Annotated in this window: 9 protein-coding genes; all 9 read left to right on the top strand. The window is 69.1% G+C overall.

Features of this window, described 5'->3' with window-relative positions; genetic code table 11:
- The first annotated feature begins 272 nt into the window (after nucleotides 1-272).
- The 9 genes from MD221_RS14835 (at nucleotide 273) to MD221_RS14795 (ending at nucleotide 10760) form a co-directional block, all read left to right on the top strand.
- Complete coding sequence (locus MD221_RS14835; protein ID WP_242112655.1) at nucleotides 273-1574, top strand: efflux RND transporter periplasmic adaptor subunit; 1302 nt, start codon at nucleotides 273-275, stop codon at nucleotides 1572-1574.
- 2 nt (nucleotides 1575-1576) lie between these two features.
- Nucleotides 1577-1849 carry a hypothetical protein gene (locus MD221_RS14830; protein ID WP_242112654.1) on the top strand — a complete coding sequence of 91 codons (273 nt, stop codon included), beginning with the start codon at nucleotides 1577-1579 and terminating at the stop codon, nucleotides 1847-1849.
- Nucleotides 1850-1888: 39 nt separating this feature from the next.
- Nucleotides 1889-2611 carry an ABC transporter ATP-binding protein gene (locus MD221_RS14825; protein ID WP_242112653.1) on the top strand — a complete coding sequence of 241 codons (723 nt, stop codon included), beginning with the start codon at nucleotides 1889-1891 and terminating at the stop codon, nucleotides 2609-2611.
- Between the two features lie 8 nt (nucleotides 2612-2619).
- Entirely contained in the window at nucleotides 2620-3921 is a 1302-nt protein-coding gene (locus tag MD221_RS14820; protein WP_242112652.1) for an ABC transporter permease, read from the top strand.
- Nucleotides 3922-3955: 34 nt separating this feature from the next.
- Entirely contained in the window at nucleotides 3956-5185 is a 1230-nt protein-coding gene (locus MD221_RS14815; RefSeq protein ID WP_242112651.1) for an ABC transporter permease, read from the top strand.
- A 145-nt stretch (nucleotides 5186-5330) separates the two neighbouring features.
- A complete protein-coding gene (locus tag MD221_RS14810; RefSeq protein ID WP_242112650.1) occupies nucleotides 5331-6635 on the top strand; it encodes an ABC transporter permease in 1305 nt (434 codons plus the stop codon).
- Between the two features lie 58 nt (nucleotides 6636-6693).
- On the top strand, nucleotides 6694-7923 hold the full coding sequence (locus tag MD221_RS14805; RefSeq protein ID WP_242112648.1) for an ABC transporter permease: 1230 nt from the start codon (nucleotides 6694-6696) through the stop codon (nucleotides 7921-7923).
- Nucleotides 7924-7932: 9 nt separating this feature from the next.
- Nucleotides 7933-9273, top strand: coding sequence for a sigma-54-dependent transcriptional regulator (locus MD221_RS14800; RefSeq protein WP_242112647.1), 1341 nt, complete (start codon nucleotides 7933-7935; stop codon nucleotides 9271-9273).
- 176 nt (nucleotides 9274-9449) lie between these two features.
- Complete coding sequence (locus MD221_RS14795; RefSeq protein WP_425602289.1) at nucleotides 9450-10760, top strand: sensor histidine kinase; 1311 nt, start codon at nucleotides 9450-9452, stop codon at nucleotides 10758-10760.

Below are 10760 nucleotides of genomic sequence, written 5' to 3'. Positions count from 1 at the left end.
GGGAACCACATCGCGATCCGCGATCGCGCCGACGATGCCGCACATAGGGCCGGGACTCCAGAAAACGTAGCGCGACAGTGTATGGGTTCGGTCCGGCGATGTTTGAACGCGCCGTTCAAGCCCGGTGTCCGGGGCAAAGTGTCCGGGCGGACGCTCCGAGTGTCCGCCCGGACACTTTGCTTCGTAAAAATTATCAATCCAATCATGCACTTGTGGTTTGGCACGGCGCTTGCTGAGTACAGGGCAAGATCCGCTTCCGTCGCCCGCATCGCATGGACACCGCCACCCGCTTCCGTATCCGCGACACCTCCGGCCAGGACCAGACCCTGGCCGGTCCGCCCTCGCCGCTGCGCCGCCGCAAGCCCTGGCTGATCGGCGCCGCCATCGCCGCCGCGGTGCTGGCGCTGGCGATCTGGGTGATCTCCGGCTGGGCCTCGGGCGGGCGCTCCTTCGACGCCAGCCGCCTGCGCATCGCCGAGGTCAAGCGCGGCGATCTGGTGCGCGACCTCTCCGCCGACGGCCGCGTGATCGCCGCCAACAGCCCCACCCTGTACGCCATCGCCGCCGGCACCGTCAGCCTGAAGGTGGTCGCCGGCGACAAGGTGCGCAAGGGCCAGGAGCTGGCCGTGATCGACAGCCCGGAGCTGCGCAGCAAGCTGGCGCAGGAGGAGTCCACGCTCGCCAGCATGGAGGCCGAAGCCAGCCGTGCGGTGCTCGACGCCCAGCTCGCGCGCTCGAACGCGCGCAAGACGCTCGACCAGGCCGAGATCACCCGCACCGCCGCGCAGCGCGACCTGGAGCGCTACCAGCGCGCCTACGAGGGCGGTGCGGTGTCCCAGAACGAATACGCCAAGGCGCAGGACGAACTGAAGAAGGCCGATCTGGGCCTGGCGGCGGCGCGCAAGGAGTTCGCGCTGCAGGGCGAAGGCGCCAGCCTGGACGCGCGCAACAAGCAGCTGCTCGCCGACCGCCAGCGCGCGATCGCCGAGGAGGCGCGCCGCCAGGTCGACGTGCTCACGCTGCGCGCGCCCTTCGACGGCCAGGTCGGCCAGGTGCAGATCGCGCAGGGCACCAGCGTGACCGCCAACGGCCCGGTGCTGGGCGTGGTCGACCTGACCAAGTTCGAGGTCGAGATCAAGGTCCCGGAAAGCTTTGCCCGCGACCTCGCCATCGGCATTCCGGCGCAGATCGCCAGCCAGGGCAAGACCTATCCGGCGGAGATCTCGGCGGTTTCGCCGGAGGTGGTCAACGGCGAGGTCAACGCGCGCCTGCGCTTCGCGCAGGGGCAGCAGCCGCCGGGACTGCGGCAGAACCAGCGCCTGTCCGCGCGCGTGGTGCTCGATACCCGCCGCAACGTGCTGATGGTCGAGCGCGGCCCGTTCCTGGAACAGGACGGCGGACGCTTCGCCTACGTGGTGGAAGGCGGCCGCGCCGTGCGTCGTCCGATCGAAACCGGCGTCAGCAGCTTGAGCAACGTCGAAATCCGCTCCGGGCTGGAGCCCGGCCAACGCATCGTGGTCTCCGGCACCGACCTGTTCGGCGACGCCGAGAGCATCCGCATCTCTGGAGAATGAACATGGCCATGCACATCCCCTCGCAAGAACGCCTCTCTTCGCAAACCTCCGGCCGCGCACGGTCGGGCGCGTCGCAGGACGGCATTCCGTTCCACCCGCACTGGTCGCCGCAGGAGCTGACCGACGCCGTGCCGCTGCGGCTGCACGAGATGTTCCGCTACCAGATCGAACCGCTGGCGGCCGCCGCCAACGCCGCGCCTTCGGCACGGCATGCCAGGCCCGCGCCGGGCTACCTGCCCGCCGCCGCGCACGCCGCCCTTTTCCGCATCGTCTGATCCAACCGCATCGACACCGACGCCTTCGAGGACTCCCTCATGCTGCACATGCAATCCGTCTCCAAGATCTACCGCACCGAACTGGTCGAAACGCATGCCCTGCGCTCGCTCGACCTGCACGTGAAGGAAGGCGAGTTCGTCGCCGTCACCGGCCCCTCCGGCTCGGGCAAGACCACGTTCCTCAACATCGCCGGCCTGCTGGAGACCTTCACCAGCGGCGAGTTCATCCTCGATGGCGAGAACGTGCGCGGACTTTCCGACGATGCCAGGAGCCGGCTGCGCAACCGCAAGATCGGCTTCATCTTCCAGGGCTTCAACCTGATCCCCGACCTGAACCTGTTCGACAACTGCGACGTGCCGCTGCGCTACCGCGGCATGCCGGCCAGCGAGCGCAAGCTGCGCATCGAGGACGCGCTCGGCCTGGTCGGACTGGGTTCGCGCACCCGCCACTATCCTGCCGAGCTTTCCGGCGGCCAGCAGCAGCGCGCGGCCATCGCCCGCGCCCTGGCCGGCAGTCCGCGCCTGCTGTTGGCCGACGAGCCGACCGGCAACCTGGACTCGCAGATGGCGCGCAGCGTGCTGGAGCTGCTGGAGGAGATCAACGCGCAGGGCACGACCATCATCATGGTGACCCACGATCCGGAACTGGCCGCGCGCGCGCAGCGCAACGTGCATATCGTCGACGGCATGGCCACCGACCTCTCGGCCGGCGCCAGCCTGACGCGCGAGGCCACGGCCCCCGCCTCCACCGCCGACGCCTGAGGCCGCCCATGTTCGGCTACTACTTCAAGCTCGCCCTGCGCAGCTTCAAGCGCAACAAGGTACTGACGACATTGATGGTGATGGCCATCGCGCTGGGCATCGGCGCCAGCATGACCACGCTCACCGTGTTCCACGTGCTGTCCGGCGACCCGATCCCGGGCAAGAGCGGCAAGCTGTTCTACCCGCAGCTCGATGCCGAGGTCGCGCGCGGCTACGTGCCGGGCGAGGAGCCGCAGGCGCAACTCACCCGCTTCGACGCGGAAACGCTGCTGCGCGAGAAGCGCGGCGTGCGCCAGGCGCTGATGACCGGCGGCGGCGTCTCCGTCACGCCGGACCGGTCCGGCATGGTGCCGTTCCTCAGCGACGCCCGCTTCACCTCGGCCGATTTCTTCCCGATGTTCGAGGTGCCGATGCTGTACGGCAACGGCTGGTCGGCGCGCGAAGACGAGGCGCATGCGCGCGTGGCGGTCATCACCAAGGACTTGAACGAGAAGCTGTTCGGCGGCGGCAACAACGTCGGCAAGCAGATCCGCCTGGACAAGAGCGAGTTCACCATCGTCGGCATCGCCGACGAATGGCGCCCGACGCCGCGCTTCTACGACATGAACAGCGATCGCTATGGCGAACTGGAGGACGTGTTCCTGCCCTTCTCCACCTCGCGCGACCTATCCATGGCCCGCAACGGCAGCATCGACTGCTGGGGCGACGGCAACGGCGACAACACCGACGTCAACGCGCCCTGCGTCTGGATCCAGTACTGGGTGGAACTGGACACGCCGCAGCAGGTGGCCGAGTACAAGAACTACCTGACCAACTATTCCGACCAGCAGCGCGCGGCCGGCCGCTTCGAGCGCCCGACCAACATGCGCCTGCGCAACGTCATGGAATGGCTGGAGTTCAACAAGGTGGTGCCCAACGACGTGGTGATGCAGATGTGGATGGCCATGGGCTTCCTGCTGGTATGCCTGGTGAACACCATCGGCCTGCTGTTGGCCAAGTTCCTGCGCCGCAGCGGCGAGATCGGCGTGCGCCGCGCCCTCGGCGCCTCGCGCGGGGCGATCTTCGGCCAGTGCGTGGTCGAGGCGGGCACGGTCGGCCTGGCGGGCGGCGTGCTCGGCCTCGGGGTGGCGCTGTTCGGCCTGTGGGCGGTGCGCCAACAGCCCTCCAGCTATGCCGAACTCGCCCACCTGGACCTGGGCATGCTGCTGACGACCTTCGTCCTGGCCGTCGCCGCCAGTCTCGTCGCCGGTCTGCTGCCCGCGTGGCGCGCGATGCAGATCGCGCCGGCCCTGCAACTGAAATCGCAATAGCCCCTTCCCCTGCGACTGCTCCAGGAGACGTTCCATGGAACTGCGTCCCATCCTCTCCACGCTGATGCGGCACAAGACCGCCGCCGCCCTGATCGTGGTGGAGATTGCCCTGACCTGCGCCATTCTTTGCAATGCGCTGTACATGATCAGCGACCGCGTATCGCAAATCCACGAAGTCAGCGGCGTGGCCGAGAACGAGCTGGTGCGCGTGCAGCTGACCAGTATCGGCAAGGACGCCGATGCCTCGGCCCTGACCCGCAGCGACCTGGCCGCACTGCGCGCCCTGCCCGGCGTCAAGGATGCGACGGTGGTCAATCAGGTGCCGTTCGTGAATTCCTCCTGGAACAGCGGCGTGCGCCTGATCAATGAGCAGGAGCGCCCGACCCTGAACGCGACCAACTACTACACCGAGGACCATTTCATCTCCACGCTCGGACTGCGCCTGGTCTCCGGGCGCGAGTTCCAGCCCGATGAATACCTGGAATACGATGACGTGGAAAAGAGCCAGGACGGCAACATCGCCGTCGCGATCATCACCAGGAAGCTGGCGGAGAAGCTCTATCCCGGCAAGGACGCGGTCGGCCAGGTCTTCTACAGCCAGGGCGACCAGCCCACGCGTGTGGTCGGGGTGGTCGAGCACCTGGTGCGCCCTAACATGCGCGGCGGCCCCGCCGAGCGCGAATACAGCATCATCTATCCGGTCCGGCCGCACTACAACGTCGGCGGCAATTACCTGATCCGCACCGATCCTGGCCGTCGCGCGGAGGTGCTGAAGGCCGCCGTCGCGACGCTGCGCGCCAACGGCAGCACCCGCATCATCCTGCAGGACAACACCAAGACCATGCAGGAACTGCGCGAGGAGTTCTACCAGGGGCCGCGGGCGATGGCCTGGCTGCTGGGCGCGGTCTGCGTCGGCCTGCTGTTCATCACCGCGCTGGGCATCGTCGGCCTGGCCAGCTTCTGGGTGCAGCAGCGCACCAAGCAGATCGGCGTGCGCCGCGCCCTGGGTGCCACGCGCGGGCAGATCCTGCGCTATTTCCAGACCGAGAACTTCCTGCTCGCCACGCTCGGCATCGTCCTGGGCATGCTGCTGGCCTACAGCATCAACCAGATGCTGATGTCCAAATACGAGTTGTCGCGCCTGCCGCTACTGTACCTGCCGATCGGCGCCCTGGCGCTGTGGCTGCTCGGCCAGGTGGCGGTGTTCTGGCCGGCGCGGCGCGCCGCCTCGGTGCCGCCGGCGGTCGCCACCAGGAGCGTCTGAGCGAAAGCGTCCTCCCCGGTTTCCCTTCCGAGCACCGCCCATGCCGTGCATGCCCGACCCCGTGAAGCCCTGCCGCAAAACACCGGCTGAGACGCGCGCCCCGCGCGCGTCCGGCCTGTCCCTCGTCAACGCCTGAGAGCCGTCCATGCTTGGCTACTACTTCAAGCTCGCCCTGCGCAGCTTCCGGCGCAACAAGGTGCTGACGGCGCTGATGGTGCTGGCGATCGCGCTGGGCATCGGCGCGAGCATGACCACCCTCACCGTGTTCCGCGTGCTCTCCGGCGACCCGATCCCGTCCAAGAGCGACCGCCTGTTCTACGTGCGCATGGACCCGCGCCCGGCGCGGGGCTACACGCCAGGCGAGGAACCGGAAAGCCAGATGACGCGCTTCGATGCAGAGGAACTGCTGCGGCAAAAGCACGCCAGGCGCCAGGCGATGATGGTCGGCGGCAGCGCCGCGGTGCAGTCCGAGGGCCGGACGGCCAAGCCCTTCCGGATCGATTCGCGCCATGCCACGGCGGATTTCTTCCCGATGTTCGAGGTGCCGTTCCTGTACGGCACCCCCTGGTCGGACAAGGACGACGAGCGGCACGGCCGCGTCGCGGTGATCGGCCGCAAGCTCAACGACAAGCTGTTCGGCGGCGGCAACAGCGTCGGCCGCACCCTGCTGGTCGAGGACGTCGGCGTTCGCATCGTCGGGGTCATCGACGACTGGTCGCCCGCGCCGTATTTCTTCGACATCACCAACGGCGGCTACGGCGGCAGCGAACAGCTGTTCCTGCCCTTCTCCACCGCGCTCGACCTCAAGCTCGGCCGCCGCGGCAACATGAACTGCTACGGCGACCAGCCCACCAACGACCAGCTCGGCCTCAATGCCCCTTGCACCTGGATCCAGTACTGGGTGGAGCTGGACGATCTCGGCCAGGCCCGGGAGTTCAAGGCCTACCTGGACAACTATTCCGCCCAGCAGAAGAGCGACGGCCGCTTCGAGCGTCCGGCCAACACGCGCCTGCACGACGTGATGGACTGGCTCGACACCAACCGCGTGGTGCCCGGCGACGTGCGCCTGCAGGTCTGGCTGGCCCTGGGCTTCCTGCTGGTGTGCCTGCTCAACACCGTCGGTCTGCTGCTGGCCAAGTTCCTGCGCCGCAGCGGCGAGATCGGCGTGCGCCGCGCCCTGGGCGCCTCGCGCCGGGCGATCTTCCTGCAGGCGCTGGTGGAGGCCGGCACGGTCGGCGCCGCCGGCGGGATCGGCGGCCTGGCCCTGGCTCTGCTCGGGCTGTGGGGCGTGCGCCAGCAACCGACCAACTATGCCGACCTCGCGCGCCTGGACCTCACCATGCTGCTGGCCACGCTGGCCTTCTCGATCGCCGTCTCGGTCCTGGCCGGGCTGCTGCCGGCCTGGCGCGCGATGCAGGTCATGCCCGCCATCCAGCTCAAATCGCAGTGAAGCCGGAAGCGGGGATCCGCCCCGTTCCGCGTTCGCCCTTCCCATCCGGAACCGCGCCATGCACCTTCGCCCCATCCTCTCCACCCTGATGCGGCACAAGACCGCGGCGCTGCTGCTCGTGCTGGAAATCGCCGTCACCTGCGCGATCGTGGCCAACGCGCTGTTCATCGTCGCCCAGCGCGCGGAAGGCATGCGGCGCCCGAGCGGGGTCGACGAGGACCGCTTGATCCAGATGTCGGTGTCGGGCGTTGGCAAGCCGGCGAACATCGACGCGATCACGCGCGAGGACCTGCAGGCGCTGCGCGCGATCCCGGGCGTGGAACGGGCCACGATCACCAACCAGCTGCCGTTCCTGACCTCCTCCTCCTCCAACTCGGGCATCGCGCTCTCGCCCGACCAGGAGCAATCGAGCCTGGGCGTGGCCTTCTACCGGGCCGGCGAGGAGATGGTCGGCACGCTCGGGCTGAAGATCGTGTCCGGCCGGGATTTCGCCGCCGACGAATACGTCGACGTCTCCAGGATCGAGAGCATGACCGACAGCGACCTCAAGACGCTGCGCAGCCCGATCCTGGTCAACACCGCCGTGGCCAACAAGCTCTTTCCCGGCCAGAACGCGGTGGGCAAGGTGGTCTACATCGGCCCGATCGCGCTGACCATCATCGGCGTCGTGCAGACGCTGGGCCGCCCGAACTGGTCGGACGGCAACCTGGACTACGCGATGATCCTGCCGATCCGCGAGACCTACGACGGCGGCATCTACGTGCTGCGCGTGAAGGATCCGGCCGAACGCGAACGGGTGATGCGCGAGGCCGCCGCCGCCCTGGACAAGGTGGACGCGCGCCGCATGCTGATCGTCAACCAGACCTACCAGACCATCCGCAGCGACTTCTTCCGCAACGACCGCTCCATGGTGGCATTGCTGGTCACCGTGTGCCTGGCGCTGCTGGTGGTCACCGCGCTGGGCATCGTCGGCCTGGCCAGCTTCTGGGTGCAGCAGCGCACCAAGCAGATCGGCGTGCGCCGCGCCCTGGGCGCCACGCGCGGGCAGATCCTGCGCTACTTCCAGGCCGAGAACTTCCTGCTCGCCACGCTCGGCATCGTCCTGGGCATGCTGCTGGCCTACGGCATCAACCAGCTGCTGATGGCCAGGTACGAGCTGCCGCGCCTGCCCTTGCTCTACCTGCCTATCGGCGCGGGCATCCTGTGGCTGCTCGGCCAGGTGGCGGTGTTCTGGCCGGCGCGGCGCGCCGCCTCGGTACCGCCGGCGGTCGCCACCAGAAGCGTTTAATCTGTTGCGATGCCTACCATCCTGGTCATCGACGACAACCCCGCGGTCGCCACCGCGCTGGAGATGCTGTTCTCCCTGCAGGAGATCGACACGCTGCGCGCGGAGTCCCCGTTGGCGGGGCTGGAGGCCCTGCGCCGCCACGACATCGATCTGGTCATCCAGGACATGAACTTCCACGCCGACACCACGTCCGGCGAGGAAGGCGTCGCCCTGTTCCACGACATCCGCGCCCGCCATCCCGACCTGCCCGTCGTGCTGCTGACCGCCTGGACGCACCTGGAATCGGCCATCGACCTGGTCAAGGCCGGCGCCGCCGACTACCTCGCCAAGCCCTGGGACGATCGCCGCCTGCTAGCGACGGTGAACAACCTGCTGGAACTGGCCGAAACGCGCCGCGAACTGGCGCAGCGCGATGCCGGCGAACGCGAGCGCCGCGACGCGCTGCTGCGCGACTACGACCTGCGCGGGATCATCTATGCCGATGCCGCCAGCGAGAACACGCTGGCCCTGGCCTGCCAGGTCGCGCACGCCGAGATCCCGGTGCTGATCACCGGCCCCAACGGCGCCGGCAAGGAGAAGTACGCCGAGATCATCCACGCCAATTCGAAGGTGAGCGGCGGCCCGTTCGTGGCGCTCAACTGCGGCGCCCTGCCCGGCGAGCTGATCGAAGCCGAACTGTTCGGCGCCGAGGCCGGCGCCTACACCGGCGCCGGCAAGTCGCGCGAAGGCAAGTTCGAGGCCGCCGACGGCGGCACGCTGTTCCTCGACGAGATCGGCACGCTGCCGCAGGCCGGCCAGGTCAAGCTGCTGCGCGTGCTGGAAACCGGCCGCTTCCAGCGCCTGGGCGGCAATCGCGAACGCACGGTGAAAGTGCGCATCGTCAGCGCCACCAACGCCAACCTGCGCGCGCTCATCGCCGAAGGCCAGTTCCGCGAGGATCTCTACTATCGCTTGAACGGCATCGAGGTGCGCCTGCCGCCGTTGGCGCAGCGCACCCGCGACATCCTGCCGCTGGCGCGGCATTTCCTGCCGCCGGGCGTGCGGCTGAGCGCCGGCGCCGAACGCCTGCTGCTGCGCCATCCCTGGCCCGGCAACGTGCGCGAACTGCGCAACACGATGCAGCGCGCGGCGCTGCTGGCGCGCGGGGACACGGTGTCGGAAGCCGACCTGGGCCTGCCCGCGGCCGAGGGCGCTGCCGCCGGCCCGGCCGTCGCCGAACCCGACCGCGCCGCCATCGAGCACGCGCTGGAGCGGCACGGCGGCGTGCTGGCGCAGGCCGCGGCCGATCTCGGCCTGTCGCGGCAGGCGCTCTACCGGCGCCTGGAACGGCTCGGCATCCGCCGCGACTGAGGCCGGCCGCGTTTGATCGCCGTCGGCTGCCCGCGCCTCCCGCGTTCCCGGCATCCGCTTTTGCCTTTGCGCCCGGCGTTTGCTTTCATGCGCGCGACGGCATCGGTTCCAGCCCCGCGCCCGCTGCGCGACGGCCCGCGATCGCCACCGCCCTTCCCTCCCTCGTCCCCCTGCCCATGCGCTGGCTGCACCGCTTCCCGCTCGGCCTGATCTACGTGCTGCTCGCCTGCCTGTACATGCTGGCGGCGGCCGCGCTGGCGCTCGTGCTGGTGCGATGGCTGGCGCCGTGGGCGGCGGTGCTGACGACGATGGCGGTGCTCGCGCCGGTGCTCGCCTATCAGGTCTACCGCGCCTTCGCGCCGATGCGCTCGCTGTTCCGGGCGCTGGCCGGCAGCGTGGCCACCTACCGCGACGGCGACTACAGCTTCGGCCTGTCCTGGGACGGCCAGGGCGAGCTGCGCGAGCTGGTCGACAGCCACAACCGTCTCGGCGACACCCTGCGCGAGCAGCGCCTGGCCCTGGTGCAGCGCGAGCTGCTGCTCGACACGATGGTGCAGAACACCCCGGTGGCGATGCTGCTGGTGGACCCCTCGCGGCACATCGTGCTCGGCAACGTCGCGGCGCGCAGGATGCTCGGCAGCGGCCGCCGCCTGGAGGGCCATGCGTTCGAAGAAGTGCTCGCCGGCGCCGAGACCGCGATGCAGGAAGCCTTCGCCCGCGGCGGCGACGGCATGTTCACCGTGGGCGAGGCCGATAACGAGGACATCTATCACCTCTCGCGCCGCCACTTCCGCCTCAACGGCCGCATGCACGAACTGATCATGCTGCGCCTGCTCACCGCCGAGCTGCGCCGCCAGGAAGTGCAGACCTGGAAAAAGGTGATCCGCGTGATCAGCCACGAGCTGAACAACTCGCTGGCGCCGATCGCCTCGCTGGCGCATTCGGGCGCCGAGTTGCTGCGCCGCGGCCAGCACGAGCGGCTGCCGATGGCGCTGACCACCATCGAGGAGCGCGCGCGCCACCTGGAAGGCTTCATCCGCGACTACGCGCGCTTCGCCAAGCTGCCCGCGCCGCGGCTGGAAGCGGTCGCCTGGTCGCGGTTCCTGGGACAACTGCGCGACCAGGTGGATTTCGCCGTCGACCTGCATCCGGACGACGGCACCGTGCGCATCGATTCGGCGCAGATGGAGCAGGCGCTGCTCAACCTGCTCAAGAACGCCCACGAATCCGGGTCTCCGCACCAGGAGGTGCGCATGGTGCTGCGCCACGTCCCCGGCGCGTGGCGGATCGAGATCCTGGACCGCGGCAGCGGCATGAACGAGGCGGTGCTGGCCAACGCCCTGCTGCCGTTCTATTCGACCAAGCGCAACGGCACCGGACTGGGCCTGGCGCTGGCGCGCGAGATCGCCGAGGCGCACGGCGGCCGCATCGCCCTGCTCAATCGTGAGGGCGGCGGCCTGTGCGTGTCGATCGTGCTGCCGGACTGA

Origin of the sequence: Luteimonas aquatica (assembly GCF_022662575.1) — a bacterium.
Classification (GTDB): Bacteria; Pseudomonadota; Gammaproteobacteria; order Xanthomonadales; family Xanthomonadaceae; genus Luteimonas; species Luteimonas aquatica.
This window is presented reverse-complemented; position numbering and strand designations above follow the sequence as displayed.